This is a genomic window from Ancylobacter sp. G4_0304 (assembly GCF_047501495.1).
Classification (GTDB): Bacteria; Pseudomonadota; Alphaproteobacteria; order Rhizobiales; family Xanthobacteraceae; genus Ancylobacter.
The window spans coordinates 1-15,972 of record NZ_JAZDRM010000024.1 but is presented as its reverse complement, the minus strand read 5'-3'; the positions used below and the strand labels follow the sequence as shown (position 1 = coordinate 15,972).

Annotated in this window: 22 protein-coding genes; 17 read left to right on the top strand and 5 right to left on the bottom strand. The window is 67.4% G+C overall.

What is annotated here, in order from left to right:
* Positions 1-172: 172 nt before the first annotated feature.
* Both VRZ77_RS14480 and VRZ77_RS14475 read right to left on the bottom strand, forming a co-directional pair.
* On the bottom strand, positions 173-295 hold the full coding sequence (locus tag VRZ77_RS14480) for a hypothetical protein (protein WP_414593348.1): 123 nt from the start codon (positions 293-295) through the stop codon (positions 173-175).
* A gap of 56 nt (positions 296-351) precedes the next feature.
* A complete protein-coding gene (locus tag VRZ77_RS14475; protein WP_414593347.1) occupies positions 352-753 on the bottom strand; it encodes a DUF930 domain-containing protein in 402 nt (133 codons plus the stop codon).
* Positions 754-951: 198 nt separating this feature from the next.
* Between VRZ77_RS14475 and VRZ77_RS14470 the strand changes: the two genes are divergently transcribed.
* From VRZ77_RS14470 to VRZ77_RS14455, 4 genes are all read left to right on the top strand, one after another.
* A complete protein-coding gene (locus VRZ77_RS14470; protein WP_414593346.1) occupies positions 952-2,466 on the top strand; it encodes a pyruvate kinase in 1,515 nt (504 codons plus the stop codon).
* Between the two features lie 97 nt (positions 2,467-2,563).
* Complete coding sequence (locus VRZ77_RS14465; protein WP_414593345.1) at positions 2,564-3,298, top strand: heme ABC transporter permease; 735 nt, start codon at positions 2,564-2,566, stop codon at positions 3,296-3,298.
* Between the two features lie 8 nt (positions 3,299-3,306).
* On the top strand, positions 3,307-3,516 hold the full coding sequence (gene ccmD, locus VRZ77_RS14460; RefSeq protein WP_414593344.1) for a heme exporter protein CcmD: 210 nt from the start codon (positions 3,307-3,309) through the stop codon (positions 3,514-3,516).
* Positions 3,513-4,136, top strand: a complete 624-nt coding sequence (locus VRZ77_RS14455; protein ID WP_414593343.1) for a DsbE family thiol:disulfide interchange protein — start codon at positions 3,513-3,515, stop codon at positions 4,134-4,136. Before ccmD ends, VRZ77_RS14455 begins: the two co-directional genes overlap by 4 nt.
* Before the next feature lie 16 nt (positions 4,137-4,152).
* Here VRZ77_RS14455 and VRZ77_RS14450 read toward each other — a convergent pair whose 3' ends face one another.
* The gene (locus VRZ77_RS14450) at positions 4,153-4,485 is read right to left on the bottom strand and encodes a hypothetical protein (protein ID WP_414593342.1); all 333 of its coding nucleotides are present in this window, start codon (positions 4,483-4,485) and stop codon (positions 4,153-4,155) included.
* 152 nt (positions 4,486-4,637) lie between these two features.
* Between VRZ77_RS14450 and VRZ77_RS14445 the strand changes: the two genes are divergently transcribed.
* The 9 genes from VRZ77_RS14445 (at position 4,638) to leuB (ending at position 10,313) form a co-directional block, all read left to right on the top strand.
* Positions 4,638-4,835, top strand: a complete 198-nt coding sequence (locus VRZ77_RS14445; RefSeq protein ID WP_414593341.1) for a hypothetical protein — start codon at positions 4,638-4,640, stop codon at positions 4,833-4,835.
* 102 nt (positions 4,836-4,937) lie between these two features.
* A complete protein-coding gene (gene leuC, locus VRZ77_RS14440) occupies positions 4,938-6,359 on the top strand; it encodes a 3-isopropylmalate dehydratase large subunit (RefSeq protein ID WP_414593340.1) in 1,422 nt (473 codons plus the stop codon).
* A 10-nt stretch (positions 6,360-6,369) separates the two neighbouring features.
* Entirely contained in the window at positions 6,370-6,504 is a 135-nt protein-coding gene (locus VRZ77_RS14435; RefSeq protein WP_414593339.1) for a hypothetical protein, read from the top strand.
* 6 nt (positions 6,505-6,510) lie between these two features.
* Positions 6,511-6,954 carry a metallopeptidase family protein gene (locus VRZ77_RS14430; protein WP_414593338.1) on the top strand — a complete coding sequence of 148 codons (444 nt, stop codon included), beginning with the start codon at positions 6,511-6,513 and terminating at the stop codon, positions 6,952-6,954.
* A 64-nt stretch (positions 6,955-7,018) separates the two neighbouring features.
* The gene (locus tag VRZ77_RS14425; RefSeq protein ID WP_241621728.1) at positions 7,019-7,579 is read left to right on the top strand and encodes a cytochrome b; all 561 of its coding nucleotides are present in this window, start codon (positions 7,019-7,021) and stop codon (positions 7,577-7,579) included.
* Positions 7,580-7,682: 103 nt separating this feature from the next.
* Positions 7,683-8,288: a 3-isopropylmalate dehydratase small subunit gene (leuD, locus tag VRZ77_RS14420; protein ID WP_414593337.1), complete on the top strand. Its 606-nt coding sequence runs from the start codon at positions 7,683-7,685 to the stop codon at positions 8,286-8,288.
* A gap of 8 nt (positions 8,289-8,296) precedes the next feature.
* Positions 8,297-8,677, top strand: a complete 381-nt coding sequence (locus tag VRZ77_RS14415; protein WP_414593400.1) for a RidA family protein — start codon at positions 8,297-8,299, stop codon at positions 8,675-8,677.
* 29 nt (positions 8,678-8,706) lie between these two features.
* On the top strand, positions 8,707-9,102 hold the full coding sequence (locus tag VRZ77_RS14410) for a VOC family protein (protein ID WP_414593336.1): 396 nt from the start codon (positions 8,707-8,709) through the stop codon (positions 9,100-9,102).
* Between the two features lie 101 nt (positions 9,103-9,203).
* A complete protein-coding gene (gene leuB / locus VRZ77_RS14405) occupies positions 9,204-10,313 on the top strand; it encodes a 3-isopropylmalate dehydrogenase (RefSeq protein WP_414593335.1) in 1,110 nt (369 codons plus the stop codon).
* A gap of 143 nt (positions 10,314-10,456) precedes the next feature.
* On the opposite strand, the gene VRZ77_RS14400 is transcribed toward leuB, so the two are convergent.
* Together VRZ77_RS14400 and VRZ77_RS14395 are read right to left on the bottom strand one after the other, a co-directional pair.
* A complete protein-coding gene (locus tag VRZ77_RS14400; protein ID WP_414593334.1) occupies positions 10,457-10,735 on the bottom strand; it encodes a hypothetical protein in 279 nt (92 codons plus the stop codon).
* A 111-nt stretch (positions 10,736-10,846) separates the two neighbouring features.
* The gene (locus VRZ77_RS14395; protein WP_414593333.1) at positions 10,847-11,767 is read right to left on the bottom strand and encodes a polyprenyl synthetase family protein; all 921 of its coding nucleotides are present in this window, start codon (positions 11,765-11,767) and stop codon (positions 10,847-10,849) included.
* A gap of 183 nt (positions 11,768-11,950) precedes the next feature.
* Between VRZ77_RS14395 and VRZ77_RS14390 the strand changes: the two genes are divergently transcribed.
* From VRZ77_RS14390 to VRZ77_RS14375, 4 genes are all read left to right on the top strand, one after another.
* Complete coding sequence (locus VRZ77_RS14390) at positions 11,951-12,622, top strand: YoaK family protein (RefSeq protein WP_414593332.1); 672 nt, start codon at positions 11,951-11,953, stop codon at positions 12,620-12,622.
* A gap of 96 nt (positions 12,623-12,718) precedes the next feature.
* Complete coding sequence (gene mtgA / locus VRZ77_RS14385; protein ID WP_414593331.1) at positions 12,719-13,399, top strand: monofunctional biosynthetic peptidoglycan transglycosylase; 681 nt, start codon at positions 12,719-12,721, stop codon at positions 13,397-13,399.
* Positions 13,400-13,591: 192 nt separating this feature from the next.
* Complete coding sequence (gene rpmF / locus VRZ77_RS14380) at positions 13,592-13,777, top strand: 50S ribosomal protein L32 (protein ID WP_018387408.1); 186 nt, start codon at positions 13,592-13,594, stop codon at positions 13,775-13,777.
* Positions 13,778-14,118: 341 nt separating this feature from the next.
* Positions 14,119-15,849 carry an EAL domain-containing protein gene (locus VRZ77_RS14375; RefSeq protein ID WP_414593330.1) on the top strand — a complete coding sequence of 577 codons (1,731 nt, stop codon included), beginning with the start codon at positions 14,119-14,121 and terminating at the stop codon, positions 15,847-15,849.
* The last annotated feature ends 123 nt before the right edge of the window (positions 15,850-15,972 follow it).

Sequence of the window (15,972 nt, the reverse complement as noted above, 5' to 3'; positions counted from 1 at the left end):
GTTTCACGCAAAGCCGAAAACGCCCGAGGGCGCACAGCGCTGTCGGGCGTGGACCTCCAGGCTCTGGGCCCGGGCGGCGAATCGGCTCGCGAAATCGGCGAGGATTGCGGCGTTTCCTAAGGGCGGCCGGCGGCAAAGTCAAGAAATCCGGCCTTCTTCGGCCAGGCTCCGCCTATTCGGTGTCGAATCCGGTGAAAACGATCAGCACGAGCGTGGCGAAGATGATCACGCCCATCGAGGCGAAGATCAACTTCGGGTCGATGCCGAAATCCAGCCAGTGAGCCATGGTGCGCATGGCTTATTCATAGCGCGCAATGTGGCCCGCGAAAAGTGCCGCAACGGGCGAGCCGCTCACGGGGCGACGAGATAATGGGCGTCCCATTCGCCCTTCGGGATAATGCTGCCGAGCGTATAGTCGAAGGCGGTGACATCCATTCCATCATGGGAGGTCTGGCAGCTATAGGACAGGTGATACCAGTCGCCGCCGCTGCGCACCGCCGCGCCCGGCGCCTTGATGCCCCCATGGTCGACGACGGTGTTGGCATAGGCATAGGCCACCAGCTCGTCGGGATGCAGGCCCTTGTGCTCGCGCTGCAGCAGGCCCATGCCGCGGGCATTGCAGCGCTGCTCGATCCGCGCCGTCGGGTCCAGCATCAGCATCTGGTCGGCGGTGGAGCGTGCCAGCGCCGCGCCGGCGAGCAGCGGCAGAAGGGAGAGGGCGAAGGCGAAGGGAAGGGTGGGAGTAGTGGTCACGTCCGTACCTGATTCCTGTGCTCGGCTCTTGTCCCGACTTTTGCGGGTGAGCGTTCAACGATCCTCATGTGGCCATCGCGTGGCGGGGGTCTCGGGTGCGAGGCTGCGGCGGCTTCACGCCCCCGTTACAGGCCACCGTTAGCGTGCGACGCACCTTGAGCCCGACCCGCCGCGAACCGCGTGGAAAAGAGCATCGCCATGGACAATGTGCAACCCGTCGCCTCCGATGCCCCCGAGGCGGCCTCCGTGCTGCTGGAGGAGGTGATCGAACTGCGCGCCCGTGTGGCGGCGCAGGCGGCGCCGGTGATCGAGCGTTTCGCGCGGCTTGCCGGCCGGCACGACCCGTCGTTGGAAAACCTCGCTCATTACCTGGCCCTGCGCCAGCATGACCTGCGCCCGCTTCAGCGCCGGCTGATGGCGCGCGGCCTGTCCTCGCTGGGCCGGCTGGAGAGCCGGGTATTGCCGACGCTCGACGCCGTGATCGGCGCGCTCTCCGCACTGTGCGGCCAGCCGGCCCCGCTGGCGGTGCCCGACGAGACGGCGTTCTTTGCCGGCGAGAGGCGGCTGGACGAGGCCAGCCTCGCCGTCCTAGGCCCGGTGCCCGCCGGGCGGCGTACCCGCATCATGGTGACGCTGCCAAGCGAGGCGTCGGGCGACCCCGCCTATATTCGTGACCTCGCCCGCCACGGCATGGATGTCGCCCGCATCAATTGCGCTCATGACACCCCGCAGGACTGGCGCGCGATGACGGCGCATGTGCGCGCCGCCGGGGCCGAGTTCGGCCGCGAGATCGCCGTGCTCATGGACGTGGCCGGGCCGAAGATCCGCACCGGCGCGGTGGCGCCGATGAAGAAGGGGAAGCCGGCCGGCCGGCTCACCCCCGGCGCGCTGTTCCGCCTGGTGGCCGACGGCGCCCCCCGCATCGACGAGCGGGCGCCCTTCAGCGCAGCGGTGTCGCTGCCGGACATCGTCACCCGCCTGAGCGTCGGCGACCGCGTGCGCTATGACGACGGCAAGGTCGAGGGCGTTGTCGAGGCGCTCCGCGACGGAGAGGCCCTGGTGCGGGTGACCCACGCCAAGGCCGGAGGCACCAAGCTCAAGCCCGAGCAGGGCCTCAACCTTCCCGACACCGACCTCGGCCTCTCCCCGCTCACCGCCAAGGACACCGAGGACCTCGCGACCGTGATCGAATGCGCCGACATGATCGGCTATTCCTTCGTCAGCCGCTCTCAGGACATCGACCTGCTCGACGAAGTGATGGCCCGCTATGATCGCGGCGCGCGCCCGCTCGGCCTGTGCGCCAAGATCGAGCGGCCGGAGGCGGTGCGCAATCTTCCCGATCTGATCGCCCGCGCCGCGCGCCGCGGTCCGTTCACCGTGATGATCGCGCGGGGCGACCTCGCCGCCGAGATCGGCTTCGAGCGCCTCGCCGAGATGCAGGAAGAGCTGCTGTGGATCTGCGAGGCCGGCGCGGTGCCGGCGATCTGGGCGACTCAGGTTCTGGAAGATCTGGTGCGCGACGGCACCCCTTCGCGCGGCGAGATGACCGACGCCGCCATGGCCGCCCGCGCCGAATGCGTGATGCTGAACAAGGGGCCGGCGGTGCTGGAAGCGATCGACCTGCTGGTGAGTCTGCTCGACCGCATGGACGACCACTTCCTCAAGAAGACGCCGATGCTGCGCGCACTCGGTTCCTGGCCACTGCAGGCGTGAGCAGCGGGCTCAGCGAGCTGCGCCCCATCATCACATCCGCGTTGTGACTAATGCGCGGCGTGTTGCCGGGCGGTGCGGGGCGGATTAGAACCGCCCCATGGCGCTGATGGATCTCGCGAACCCGACCCGTTTCCTCGCTCTCGCCGAGCGGGTGCTGCCGTGGCTCGCGGGGCTGAGCGCGGTGACGTTGGCGGTCGGCTTCTACCTCGCCTTTCGCGCGCCCGCCGACTACCAGCAGGGCGAGACGGTGCGGATCATGTACATCCATGTGCCGTTCGCCTGGCTCGCCATGTTCGGCTATTCGCTGCTGGCGCTATCCGCGCTCGGCATCCTGGTCTGGCGCCACCCGCTGGCCGATGTCGCGCACAAGGCGCTGGCGCCGATAGGGGCGATCTTCGCCTTTCTGTGCCTGTTCACCGGCTCGCTCTGGGGCCGGCCGATGTGGGGTACCTACTGGGTATGGGACGCGCGGCTGACCTCGATGCTGGTGCTGCTGCTGCTCTATCTCGGCCTGCTGGCGCTGCGCTCGGCGATCGAGGACCCCAACCAGGCCGGCCGCGCTGCGGCGGTGCTGACGCTGGTCGGCTTCGTCAACGTGCCGATCGTGAAATTCTCGGTCGACTGGTGGAACACGCTGCACCAGCCGGCCTCGGTGTTTCGCATGGGCGGGCCGACCATCCATTCCAGCTTGCTCTGGCCGCTGCTGGTGTGCGCGGTGGGTTTCACGCTGCTGATGAGCACGCTGCACTTTGCCGCCATGCGCAATGAAATCCTGCGCCGCCGCCTGCGCGCGCTCGAAGCCCGCGCCGCCGCCGAGGCCTCCTATGTGTGAGGCGCATCATGATTGACGCGATGCTGGGCGAGCACGGCGGCTTCATCCTGGCCTGCTATGGCGTGAGCCTCGGCGTGCTTGGCGCCATGGGGGTGTGGATCGTGCTCGACGGGCGCGGCGTGCGCCGCCGCCTCGCGCAGATGGAGGCGCGCGGCGTGCGTCGCCGTTCCGCCCGCGCCGCTTCCGTGCGCGAAGACGCCCCGGAAAACGTCGGATGAGCCTGCCGTCCCCTGAAAGCCCGTCTCCCGAGACGGAAGCCCCGGCATCGGGCACGACGCTGCGCCGCCGGTTGGTCGTGCTGCTGCCGCTGATCGCCTTCGCGGCGCTGGCCGCGCTGTTCTACGGCCGGCTGTTCTCCGGCGATCCCTCGCGCATCCCCTCCGCCCTGATCGGCCGCGAGGCCCCGGCGCTGAACCTGCCGCCGCTGGAAGGCCTTGCGCGCGACGGCGCCCCGGTGCCCGGCCTGACCTCGGCCGGGCTCGCGGGGGAGGTAACGGTGCTGAACGTCTTCGCGTCCTGGTGCGTGCCGTGCCGCGACGAGCATCCGTTCCTGGTGGAGCTGTCGAAAATGCCGGGCTTCCGGCTGGTCGGGCTCAACTACAAGGACGCCCCGGACAATGCCCGGCGCTTCCTCGGCACCTTCGGCAATCCCTATGCGGCGGTCGGCGTCGACGCCAATGGGCGCACCGCGATCGACTGGGGGGTCTATGGCGTGCCGGAGACCTTCGTGATCGGCAAGGACGGGCGCATCGCCTACAAATATATCGGCCCGATCGACGCCGAGGGCCTGCGCGCGCGGCTGGTGCCGGAAATCGAAAAGGCGCGGGCGGCGCCCTGAGCGTCGGCGCGACCGGTCAGCAATCCTTGATATGGGCGACCCGGGTGCGGGTCTGCTGCTCGACCAGCAGCGTGCCGTCGCCGAGGAAGGCGGCCTGCATCACGGTGGCGAATTCGGGCTTTCGCAGCGGGCAGGTGATGAGCTGCGCCTCCTGATGGCCGGCATTCACGGGCTGCGACGGCGCGATTTCGGCGCGGTTGTACGAACTTTCCGCCATGAGGAAAGCTGCAGCCGCAGCTGCCACCAACACAAAATCGGAAACGCGCATGTGCCCCCGCTCGGCTGAAATGATTGGTGAATCGTAAACCAGCTCGGGCCTCTGCGCTATATCGGGATGACGTTTGGTCACGCCCGTTTTTCGATTTAGAGAGTGAGTGAAATACTTTATAATACATTATTCCAGACAGTAGACGGCGTCGCGGGTTTGGGACTTGCGCCGGCAAGCGCGCTCCCCACATGACATTCCTTGTTTGGCGTTCCCGGACTTGCTAGAAACATTCCATGATCGAGCGCAGGGCACATGGTGAGACCGTCTGCGCGGGCGTGGCTTCGGCCGCCGGCCCGGCCGATGTTGCGCGTCCGGAAGCCCGTCGCCGCCTGCCGACCACGATCGGCTTCGCGGCTGTTCCCGATCACGTTCGCCTGCCGGCCCGGTTCTTTGGTCGTTTCACCGCCTGCGCGGTGGCGGGCCTTAGCTGAGCGCCGCCCGGAGCCGATTCCGGCCATGCTCCGCCATGGCCAGCTCCCGGCCGCGCTGCCTTCAGCCCTGCCACATCCCTAGATAACAGCCGAGATGCCGAGATGAGCACGTCCGCTCCGCGTACCCTGTATGACAAGATTTTCGACGATCACGTGATTGACCGGCAGGAGGATGGCACCTGCCTGCTCTATATCGACCGCCACCTCGTGCATGAGGTGACCTCGCCGCAGGCCTTCGAGGGGCTGCGCGTCGCCGGCCGCAAGGTGCACTCGCCGAGCCGCACGCTCGCCGTGGTCGATCACAACGTCCAGACCACGGACCGGCGCTTCGGCATCGAGGATCCCGAGAGCCGGATGCAGGTCGAGACGCTGGCCGAGAACGCCCGCGACTTCGGCATCGAGTATTTCAACGAGCTCGACAAGCGCCAGGGCATCGTCCACGTCATCGGCCCGGAGCAGGGCTTCACCCTGCCGGGCACCACCATCGTGTGCGGTGACAGCCACACCTCGACCCATGGCGCCTTCGGCGCGCTCGCCCATGGCATCGGCACCTCGGAGGTGGAGCATGTGCTCGCCACCCAGACGCTGATCCAGAAGAAGAGCAAGAACATGCGCGTCACCGTCGACGGGAAGCTGCCCGACGGCGTGACCGCCAAGGACGTGACGCTGGCCATCATCGGCACCACCGGCACCGCCGGCGGCACCGGCTATGTCATCGAATATGCCGGCGAGGTGTTCCGCAACCTGTCGATGGAAGGCCGCATGACGGTCTGCAACATGTCGATCGAGGGCGGCGCGCGCGCAGGGATGGTCGCGCCCGACGAGACCACCTATGCCTATGTGAAGGACCGCCCACGCGCGCCCAAGGGCGCGGACTGGGACGCCGCCCGCCGCTACTGGGATACGCTGCATACCGACGAGGGCGCGTTCTTCGACCATGAGGTGCGGCTCGACGGCGCCTCGCTGCCGCCCATCGTCTCCTGGGGCACCAGCCCCGAGGACGTGATTTCGGTCGAGGGCCTCGTGCCCGATCCCGATCTGATCGCGGACGAGGGCAAGCGCGACGCCAAGAAGCGCGCGCTCCATTATATGGGGCTCACCGCCGGCACGAAGATCACCGACATCGCCATCGACAAGGTGTTCATCGGCTCCTGCACCAATGCCCGCATCGAGGACCTGCGCGCCGCCGCCGCCATCGTGCGCGGCCACAAGGTGCGCGAGGGCGTGTCCGGCATGATCGTGCCGGGCTCTGGCCTGGTGAAGCTGCAGGCCGAGGCCGAGGGGCTGGACGCGATCTTCAAGGCCGCCGGCTTCGACTGGCGCGAGCCGGGCTGCTCGATGTGCCTCGCCATGAACGCCGACAAGCTCGGCCCCGAGGAGCGTTGCGCCTCGACCTCGAACCGCAATTTCGAGGGCCGGCAGGGCCACAAGGGCCGCACCCATCTCGTCTCCCCCGCCATGGCGGCGGCGGCGGCGATCGCGGGCCGCTTCGTAGACGTGCGGCAGTGGCCGCGCGCGAGCTGACGGCGGAACGATGCGCGGCGATCCGTTCTGGGAACCCCCGCCCGACGACCCCATGGAAGTGTGGGGCCGCCGGATCGGGCGTTCGCTCGCGGTGATCGCGGCGCTGGTGCTCGTCTATTACCTGTTCTTGACCTATCTCAGGTGAGGCACGATGAACGAGGCGGCCAATCGGCTGGACGCTGAACCCGAAGCCTGGGCCCCGGTGAAGGCGCCCTCGCTGGCGCAGATGGAAGTGATGGCGCAGGCGGCCTATGAGCGGCTGCCCGACCACTTTCGCGCCATGTGCGGCAACATGGTGGTTCAGGTCGACGATTTCCCCAGCGACGAGGTGCTGGAGGAGATGGAGGCGGAAACGCCGTTCGACCTGCTCGGGCTGTTTCAGGGCATCGGGCTGGCGCAGGGTTTCGACACGGCGGGCGGCGTGCTGCCCAACATGATCCACCTCTACCGCCGGCCGATCCTCGATTATTGGGCCGAGAACGACGAGACGCTCGGCGCCATCGTCACCCATGTGCTCATCCACGAGATCGGCCACCATTTCGGCCTGTCGGACGAGGACATGGAGCGGATCGAGGAGGAGGGCGGCTCTACGTAGGCCTCCGCATGGGAAACGGCGCGATACCAGATTAGAAAATATCTAATCTGTGTGGAGAGCGACCATGACCAAGCTTGCTTCCGGTGTGCCGACCGTCGCGACCTATACCTGGCCCATGAGGGCGCTGCACTGGCTGACGGTGATCGCGATCCTCCTGGTGTATGGCGTGACCTATCTGGAAGGCCTGTTCGAGCGCGGCACGCCCGCGCGGGCCCTCATCTGGTGGACCCACATTTCGGTGGGCCTCACCATTCTCGGCCTGGTGGCGCTGCGCTTTGCGTGCCGCGCCGTCGGGCCTGTGCCGCCGCCGTCGGCGGCCCTGTCCCGGCCGGTTCATCTGGCCGCGACCGCGGCTCATCTGCTGCTGTATCTGCTGCTGGTGGTCACCCCGTTGGTCGGCATCTATCTCGCCTTCCTGCGTGGCAACGAGGTGACGTTCTTCGGCCTGTTCACGATCCCCTCGCCAATGGCGGTGGACCGGGAGGCGGCCCGGCCGGTGCAGGAGGTGCATGAATGGCTGGCCAATGCGCTGGTGCTGCTGGCTCTTGTCCATGCGCTCGCTGCGCTGGCGCATCATGTCGTGCTGAAGGACGACGTTCTGCGCCGCATGCTGCCTCGGTCCTGATGGAGCGCGGCTGGGCACCGGCGGCGCGGCTTGTTATGGAAGGCGGGATGTTTCCGGCGGGCGGCGCGCAAGGCGCCCGGCCTTCGGATCGATGGAGGATGCGTTGGATAAGTTCACCACCCTGACCGGCGTCGCCGCGCCGCTGCCGCTGGTCAATGTCGACACCGACATGATCATCCCCAAGCAGTATCTGAAGACCATCAAGCGCACCGGGCTCGGCAAGGGCCTGTTCTCGGAGCTGCGCTACAATGACGACGGCTCCGACAACCCGGATTTCGTGCTGAACAAGCCGGCCTATCGCAATGCCAGCATTCTGGTCGCCGGTGACAATTTCGGCTGTGGCTCCTCGCGCGAACATGCGCCCTGGGCGCTGCTGGACCACGGCATTCGCTGCGTGATCTCCACGTCCTTCGCCGACATTTTTTACAATAACTGCTTCAAGAACGGCATTCTGCCGATTGCCGTCACCCAGGAGCAGCTCGACGCCCTGTTTGACGACGCCTCGCGCGGTGCCAACGCGATCGTGACGGTGGACCTGGAGAGCCAGACCATCACCGGCCCCGATGGCGGCTCCATCAGCTTCGAGATCGACCCGTTCCGCAAACACTGCCTGCTCAACGGGCTGGACGATATCGGCCTGACCAAGGTGAAGGCCGACAAGATCCACGATTACGAGACCCGCCTCGCCGGCGAGCGTCCCTGGGCATGAGCGCGCCAGTGTCGCGCCGCCTCATCTCCTCCGGCTCGCCCTTCGAGAAGGCCTCGGGCTATTCGCGCGCGGTGGTCGACGGCGACTTCATCTTCGTCGCTGGCACCACCGGCTATGATTACGCGACGATGGTCATGCCGGAGAGCGTGGAGGAGCAGGCCCATGCCTGCTTCCGCACCATCTCCGCCGTGCTCGCCGAGGCGGGGGCGAGCCTGAGCGATGTCGTGCGCGTGCGCTACATCATCACCGACGCGGGCTATGCCGATGCCGTGTTCCCGATCTTCGGGCACTATTTCGGCGAGATCCGCCCCGCCGGCACGCTGATCGTCGCCGGGCTGCTGAAGCCGGAGATGAAGATCGAGATCGAGGTGACGGCCCGCCGTCGCTGACCCTTCCCCATTTCCCGCAAGGTGCCGCCATGGCCAAGGCCATTCACTCGATGATCCGCGTGCTCGACGAGGCGCGCTCGGTCGATTTCTACAAGCTCGCCTTCGGGCTCGACATCGCGGACCGCTACGCCTTCGACGGCTTCACCTTGGTCTATCTGCGCAACGCGGACGCGGATTTCGAGGTCGAGCTGACGATCAATCACGGCCGGACCGAGCCCTATGCGCCGGGAGACGGCTATGGCCACCTCGCCTTCGCCGTTGAGGACGTTCGCGCCGAGCATGCGCGCTTCACTGCAGCCGGTTTCGCGCCGACCCCGGTGAAGGAGTTTCTCCACGAGGGCGCGCTGCTGGCGACCTTCTTCTTCGTCGCCGACCCCGACGGCTACAAGATCGAGGTTCTACAGATGGCCGGGCGCTACCGCTGAAGGCCGGCGATCCCGGCGTCGCGCTTGCCAGTGCGCGCGCCAGCGATTAGCACTCCGCACGCCCAATAATTTCGTTCCGACGCGAAAAGCGAGACAATCCCATGGCCACTCACAAGCTCCTGCTCCTCCCCGGCGACGGCATCGGCCCTGAAGTCATGGCGCAGGTGAAGCGTGTGCTCGGCTGGCTTGAGGCGCGCGGTCTCGCCTCCTTCGCCATCGAGGAGGACCTCGTGGGCGGCGCGGCCTATGATTCCTGCGGCCAGCCGATTTCCGAAGAGGCGATGAAGCGTGCCTTCGCCGCCGATGCCATTCTGCTCGGCGCGGTGGGCGGGACGAAATGGGCCAATGTGCCGTTCGATCTGCGCCCGGAAGCCGGCCTGTTGCGCCTGCGCAAGGACCTGCAGCTGTTCGCCAATCTGCGCCCGGCGCTCTGCTATCCCGCGCTCGCCGACGCTTCCAGCCTGAAGCGCGATCTGGTCGAGGGGCTCGACATCCTCATCGTGCGCGAACTCACCGGCGGCGTGTATTTCGGCGAGCCGAAGACCATCACCGACCTTGCTGACGGCCAGAAGCGTGCCATCGACACCCAGGTCTATGAATCCTACGAGATCGAGCGTATCGCCCGCGTTGCCTTCGAGCTGGCCCGCACCCGCCGCAACAAGGTGGTCTCGGCCGAGAAGCACAATGTGATGAAGTCCGGTCTGCTGTGGAAGCAGGTCGTGAGCGAGGTCCATGGCGCCGAGTACAACGACGTGACGCTGGAGCACCAGCTCGCCGACAGCTGCGCCATGCAGCTGGTGCGCGCGCCCAAGCAGTTCGACGTGCTGGTGACCGACAACCTGTTCGGTGATGTGCTCTCCGACGTGGCGGCGATGCTGACCGGCTCGCTCGGCATGCTGCCCTCCGCCTCGCTCGGCGGCGTGGAGGAGATTTCCGGCAAGCGCCGCGCGCTATACGAGCCCGTGCACGGCGCTGCCCCCGACATCGCCGGCAAGGGCGTCGCGAACCCGATCGCCATGGTCGGGTCGCTCGCCATGGCGCTGCGCTATTCCTTCGGCCTGGGAGAGGTCGCTGACCGCATCGAGGCGGCCATCGCCGGCGTTCTGGCATCCGGGTACCGCACCGGCGACATCTATGCCGAGGGCACGACCCGCGTCGGTACCGAAGGCATGGGCGACGCGCTGCTGGCCGAGCTCGATAAGGCGGCCTGAGCGCCGGACCCATCTGCTGAACATAAACGGCGCGCGCCACGGGTTGCGCGCCGTTTTCTTGTAAGGGCCGGGACCGAGGTCGCGAATCAAAAAGCCCGGCATGCGGGGCATGCCGGGCCGGAAAATCTCGCCGTCTCGGGCGCTCAGTACTTCGGCAGGTAGTACTGGTCGGGCAGCGGATAGCGCGTACCGGTGATGGTGCTGTTGTCACCATACTGCGGATAGCGCGACTGCACCACGTCGACATAGTTGAGATAGCGGCCGGTGCCGGGCTTCACCACGGTGCCGGGATCGAGATAGGACTTCGGCGCCGGCTTGCGAAGGGTCAGGCGCGTGGGCGAATCCTGCGCCTGCACAGGCGCCACGGCGAGCACGACGGCGCCGGACATCAGCACGGCAAGAGCGAACGGAACCAGACGCATGTGAACCTCCCAGAGACGCAACCAACGCGCCTGCCCGAACTATGGCAGGTCGAGGCTTACGTCACGATAAACATGGAGGCAAGGGAAGGTTCCGTCGAGTAGGGTGGATCACTAATTGCGGCGTTCGGCGATGAAACGGGCCGCTTCCGCCAGCAGTGTGGCTTTGCTGCCGAAGCCGGCGAGCGCGGCAGTGGCCTCCTCGACCAGCCGCGCCAGCTCGGTGCGGGCGCCTTCAATGCCCAGCAACTCGACGAAAGTGGCTTTGCCGGCATCCGCATCCTTGCCCACGGCCTTGCCGACGGTGCCGGCGTCGCCTTCGACATCCAGGAGGTCATCGGCGATCTGAAAAGCGCGGCCGATGGCGCGGGCATAGGTGTCGAGCGCCGCTTTCTCCGCAGGTGACGCGCCGCCAAGAAGCGCGCCCGCCTCGCAGGCATGGCGCAGCAGCGCGCCGGTCTTCAGCGCCTGAAGGTGCATGATGGCGTCGGCATCGAGCCGGGGGCGGCCGTCGCCCTCGAAGCGGCCCTCGGCGGCGAGGTCGAGCATCTGCCCGCCCACCATGCCGCCGCCGCCGGCCGCGCGGGCAAGGCTCGCCACCAGCGCCATACGCACCGCCGGGTCGGGATGCGTCGCCTCGCCGGCCAGTATCTCGAAGGCGAGAGTGAGCAGGGCATCACCCGCGAGAATCGCGGTCGCCTCGTCATAGGCGCGGTGCACCGTCGGCTGGCCACGGCGCAAATCGTCGTCGTCCATCGCCGGCAGGTCGTCATGCACCAGCGAATAGCAGTGCACGCATTCGAGCGCGGTGGCGGCCGGCAGGGCCTGCGCCGCGCCGACGCCGAACAGCGCGGCGCATTGGATGACGAGGAAGGGCCGCAGCCGCTTGCCCCCGTTCAGCGCGCCGTGGCGCATCGCGGCGGCGAGCCGCGCGCTGGGGATGCCGGCGCCGGCGATGGCCCGGTCGATGGAATGGCCGACCTCGTCGGCCGCGCGCGCCAGTGCTTCGGGAAGAGGGGTGTCGGGCGGCGTCATCGTCGATTCCGGCATGAAGGATCAGTACGGCTGGGATGGTTGCGTGCCCCGGCTGCGCTGCGCCGTCAAGCGTGGTCCCACCTCGAAGATTCGCACGGACAGGTGCGGGCCCTGCTTGCGCTGGCTTTGGCGCCCTCGGTTGCTTAGCCTTCCCAACGCCGATTTGCGAAAGGATGTGACGGAATGGCGCTGAACCGTGTTCCCCTCCTGCTGAGCTTGAACGGCGGCTATGTCGATACTGCCGGCTTCCTCGCCCTGCACGGGCTGTTCACCACCCACGTCACCGGCAATTTCGTGACCTTCGGAGCGTCGCTGGCGCACGGAGCCTCCGGCGCGGTGGCGAAGCTGCTGGCGCTTCCCGTTTTCTGCCTGGTCGTCGTCCTCACGCAGTTCCTGTCGGTCGTGATGCAGAAGCGCGGCCGGCGCGCCTTCCGGCTGCTGCTCGCCGTAAAGGCGCTGCTGCTGGTCGGCGCCGCGGTGCTGGCGATTCATTGCGGCCCGTTTCCCGACGGCGACGCCTGGCAAGCCCTCGTGACCGGAATGATACTGGTGAGCGCCATGGCGATGCAGAATGCGACCCATCGCCTGCACCTTGCCACCGCGCCGCCGACCACCGTCATGACCATGACAGTGACGCAGATCATGCTGGATGTCGGCACCCTGCTTCATGCCGCCCCGGACGAGAAGCGTGCCGCCGCGATCACGCGGATCCGCCAGATGACACCCTCCGCCGCGGCCTTCGCCCTTGGCTGCCTCGCGGCGGCGGGGCTGTTCATCGGCACGGGAATGTGGGTGTTCGTGGTTCCCCCGATCCTCGCCACCGTGCCGGCTCTGTGGACGGACACGCCGGGATAATGCGGGCGTATGTCCTCTTGGTTCACTATCCTTGCCGTCAGCCATTTGCGGAACCGCGCCTATCGCCTAGTTATTGAGGGCGGGCAGGGAGGCGAAATGGGCGGGTGGCTGAGGCGTTTGTTGCAGATCGCGCTGATCGTCATTGCGGTGCCGCTCGCGCTCGGCCTTGCCTATAATGTCGTGCCCCCGATTTCGACCCTCATGCTCTGGCGCTGGGCGACACTTCAGCCGGTGACCCGCGACTGGGTGCCGCTGGAGGAGATATCGCCGGCATTGGTGCGCTCGGTGCTCGCTTCCGAGGATGCGCGCTTCTGCAGCCATCACGGCGTCGACCTCGTGGAGCTGCAGAACGTGATGGACGATGCCGATGACGGCGAGCCCGCGCGCGGGGCCTCGACGATAACCATGCAGGTCGCCAAGAACCTGTTCCTGTGGAACGGGCGAAGCTTCATTCGCAAGGGGCTGGAAATTCCGCTCGCTCTCTATCTCGACGCGGTCATGCCCAAGCGGCGGCTGATCGAGATTTATCTCAACATCGCCGAATGGGGGCCGAACGGCGAATTTGGCGCGGAAGCCGGCGCGCAGCACGCCTTCGGCCGCCCGGCACGCGAGTTGACCGGCCGGCAGGCGGCGCTCATGGCGGTGATCCTGCCCAACCCGCATCGGCGCAGCGCGGCCAAGCCCGGCCCCGGCGTCTCGCGTCTTGCCGGGCGCTTGCAGGCCCGGCTGCCGCGCGAGGGCGCCGAGCTTACCGCCTGCCTCGGCCCGCTCGGCTGAGCCCGCCTTGAGAAAGCCGGCAGCCCGGGCGAAAGGATGCGGCGGGGATCGGCGCGCTTTGTCGAAAACGGCTGTCCGCAGCCCCTTTCGTTTGCGCGCATGAGTCTGTATAAGCCGCGCTCCAGATAAGCACGACCCGGCGCCGGCTCCCTTTCCAGGGTCTTGGGGCACGTCGGTACAGGAGTTGAGACTATGGCCGTTCCGAAGAAGAAGACCAGCCCGTCGCGCCGTGGCATGCGCCGCTCCGCCGACGCGCTCGCCAAGCCGACCTACATCGAGGACAAGGATTCCGGCGAGCTGCGCCGTCCGCACCACCTCGACCTGAAGACCGGCATGTACAAGGGCCGTCAGGTCCTCAAGGTGAAGGCCGAGGCCTGAGCCTTTTCGGCCGGCCGACGCGCAGGCGTCGCGGGAACAGAAAGCGTTGGGTTCGCTCGGCGCGTCGTTCCCGCCCCCGTCTGTCCTGTCGCCGCTGATTCGCTGCGAAATCCGTCGAGAGCGTCGCGTCAGCCTGTCTGGCGCGGCGTCTTTTTGCGTGGTGCGCCGCGCCGGTGTCGGCACTGCGGGCGTCCGCCGGTGCTTTCAGGCGGAAACGGCGCCTGTTCCCCCGGTCGAGGTGGACGGCACTCCGGTTCCATTATTTACTGTGCGGATTCACGGCACAGGGTGGAGGTGTGCTACCGTGCCGTCGTATAATGACACCATATCGGTGGCGCTCCATGGATGACGGAGTCCTGCTCGCCCGACCTGATTCCGAGCTGCCCCTCACATGCGAGGCGATGCGGCAGGTCATCTGCGAGTTGGGCGCGGCCGTCTATTCCTGGACCATCGACACCGATCAGGTGAGCTGGAGCGACAATGCGCGGGACCTGCTCGGGCCGCATCGTTGGCAGCGGGCGCGGACCGGTAAGGAATATGGCGCGCTGGTCGAGCCCGGCTCCGGTTTGTGCCGCGCCGAGGCCGCGATGGCGAGCAATCTCCATGGCGGCGGCCTGTTTCCGGGCCTTCAGGCGCTCTCCCCTCCCGATATCGGCCACGCCCGGCCCTTCGAGACCGTCTATTGCCTGTCGCTGCCGCCCGGCTGCGGCCAAAGGCGGCTGTGGATCGAGGATCGCGGCGTCGGACGCTTCGACGCCCATGGCCGGCTGGTGCAGGTCGACGGAATGATCCGGCGCTATTCGGTCGGGCGGCCGGTGCGCTACGCCAAGCCGCCGGGCATGCAGGCCGACCGCCAGCGCCTCGCCTCCATGATCGACGAGCGCCTTGCCGCCCGCTACGCCGATGGCGGTGAGTTCGGCTTCATGCTGGTATCGATCGACCAACTCAGCCAGTTCAACGATGCCTATGGCTACCGAGTCGCCGACGAGGTGATCGACATCGTTGGGCTGCGCCTCGCCGCGCAGCTGCGCGAGGGCGAGGAGATGGCGCGATTCTCCGGTAGCAAGTTCGCGCTGCTGCTGCGCGACTGGCCGGGCGAGAATCTGGCGGGCGCCGCGCATCGCTTTCTCACCGCCGTGAACGGCACGGCCGCGCGCACCGCGGCGGGTGCTGTCTCGGTGACGATTTCCGCCGGCGGGCTGGTCGCCCCGCGGCAGGGGCGCAATGTCGGCGAGATTTTCGCCCGGGCGCAGGACACGCTGCAACGCGTGCGCGCCTCCGCCGGCGGCACTTTTCTCAGCTATTCGCCGAGCTTCGACCGCGAGGCCGAGTGCCGCGCCAATCTGCGCTTCGCCGACGATATCGTGTCCGCGCTCAGCGAGGGGCGCGTGAAGCTGGCGTTCCAGCCGATCGCGGCTGGCGCGACGCGGCAGGTGGCGTTCCACGAATGTCTGGTGCGGATCGCGAGCCATAGTGGGCATGTCTTCGACGGCTCGGCGATCATTCCCACCGCCGAGCGCTTCGGCCTGACCCGGCTGATCGACCTGCGCAGCCTGGAACTGGCCTTCGCCGCGCTGGAGGCCGACCCGGCGCTGAGGCTCTCAGTCAACGTCTCGCCCGGCTCGATCCACGATGGCGCGTGGCTGAACCTGCTGGAAGAGCGATCGCGGCAGGGATTCGGCGAGCGCCTGATTCTGGAGCTTACCGAATCGGCCACCATTGCCGACCTCGATTCGGTGCGCCGGACCGTGAACTGGCTGCACGATCTTGGCTGCAAGGTCGCGATGGACGATTTCGGCGTCGGTTATACCTCGTTCCGCAACCTGCGGCGGCTCGGCGTCGATATGCTGAAGATCGACGGCAGCTTCATCAGCTCGCTCATGCAGTCGCCGGACGATCGGCATTTCGTGCGGGCGCTGCTCGATCTGGCGGGTAATCTCGGCATCGAGACCGTGGCCGAATGGGTGCTCGACGAGCCGACCGGCGAATTGCTGACGCAGTGGGGTTGCACCTACCTGCAGGGCCAGCTCATCGGGCTGGCGACGTGCACCGCGCCGCCCACCGCCGCCTAGGCAGTGGCCCCATAAATTTGCGGGCCGGCTAGGAGCGTGATTCAACCTCTCTCGATAGGGGAGAGAGAGATGCGCCGCCACGAATTGACGGACGAGGAATGGGCGATCATCGCCCCGCTTTTG

What these genes read in the sequence shown, in the direction of transcription:
- VRZ77_RS14430 (WP_414593338.1), top strand. Translation starts at nt 6,511, where the DNA reads ATGAACGAGGCGGCCAATCGGCTGGACGCTGAACCCGAAGCCTGGGCC.
- VRZ77_RS14480 (WP_414593348.1), bottom strand. Translation starts at nt 295, where the DNA reads ATGCGCACCATGGCTCACTGGCTGGATTTCGGCATCGACCCGAAGTTG.
- mtgA (WP_414593331.1), top strand. Translation starts at nt 12,719, where the DNA reads ATGGGCGGGTGGCTGAGGCGTTTGTTGCAGATCGCGCTGATCGTCATT.
- VRZ77_RS14410 (WP_414593336.1), top strand. Translation starts at nt 8,707, where the DNA reads ATGGCCAAGGCCATTCACTCGATGATCCGCGTGCTCGACGAGGCGCGC.
- VRZ77_RS14465 (WP_414593345.1), top strand. Translation starts at nt 2,564, where the DNA reads ATGGCGCTGATGGATCTCGCGAACCCGACCCGTTTCCTCGCTCTCGCC.
- VRZ77_RS14390 (WP_414593332.1), top strand. Translation starts at nt 11,951, where the DNA reads ATGGCGCTGAACCGTGTTCCCCTCCTGCTGAGCTTGAACGGCGGCTAT.
- VRZ77_RS14470 (WP_414593346.1), top strand. Translation starts at nt 952, where the DNA reads ATGGACAATGTGCAACCCGTCGCCTCCGATGCCCCCGAGGCGGCCTCC.
- VRZ77_RS14455 (WP_414593343.1), top strand. Translation starts at nt 3,513, where the DNA reads ATGAGCCTGCCGTCCCCTGAAAGCCCGTCTCCCGAGACGGAAGCCCCG.
- rpmF (WP_018387408.1), top strand. Translation starts at nt 13,592, where the DNA reads ATGGCCGTTCCGAAGAAGAAGACCAGCCCGTCGCGCCGTGGCATGCGC.
- VRZ77_RS14375 (WP_414593330.1), top strand. Translation starts at nt 14,119, where the DNA reads ATGGATGACGGAGTCCTGCTCGCCCGACCTGATTCCGAGCTGCCCCTC.
- VRZ77_RS14395 (WP_414593333.1), bottom strand. Translation starts at nt 11,767, where the DNA reads ATGACGCCGCCCGACACCCCTCTTCCCGAAGCACTGGCGCGCGCGGCC.
- VRZ77_RS14435 (WP_414593339.1), top strand. Translation starts at nt 6,370, where the DNA reads ATGCGCGGCGATCCGTTCTGGGAACCCCCGCCCGACGACCCCATGGAA.
- leuC (WP_414593340.1), top strand. Translation starts at nt 4,938, where the DNA reads ATGAGCACGTCCGCTCCGCGTACCCTGTATGACAAGATTTTCGACGAT.
- leuB (WP_414593335.1), top strand. Translation starts at nt 9,204, where the DNA reads ATGGCCACTCACAAGCTCCTGCTCCTCCCCGGCGACGGCATCGGCCCT.
- VRZ77_RS14400 (WP_414593334.1), bottom strand. Translation starts at nt 10,735, where the DNA reads ATGCGTCTGGTTCCGTTCGCTCTTGCCGTGCTGATGTCCGGCGCCGTC.
- VRZ77_RS14425 (WP_241621728.1), top strand. Translation starts at nt 7,019, where the DNA reads ATGACCAAGCTTGCTTCCGGTGTGCCGACCGTCGCGACCTATACCTGG.
- VRZ77_RS14445 (WP_414593341.1), top strand. Translation starts at nt 4,638, where the DNA reads ATGATCGAGCGCAGGGCACATGGTGAGACCGTCTGCGCGGGCGTGGCT.
- ccmD (WP_414593344.1), top strand. Translation starts at nt 3,307, where the DNA reads ATGATTGACGCGATGCTGGGCGAGCACGGCGGCTTCATCCTGGCCTGC.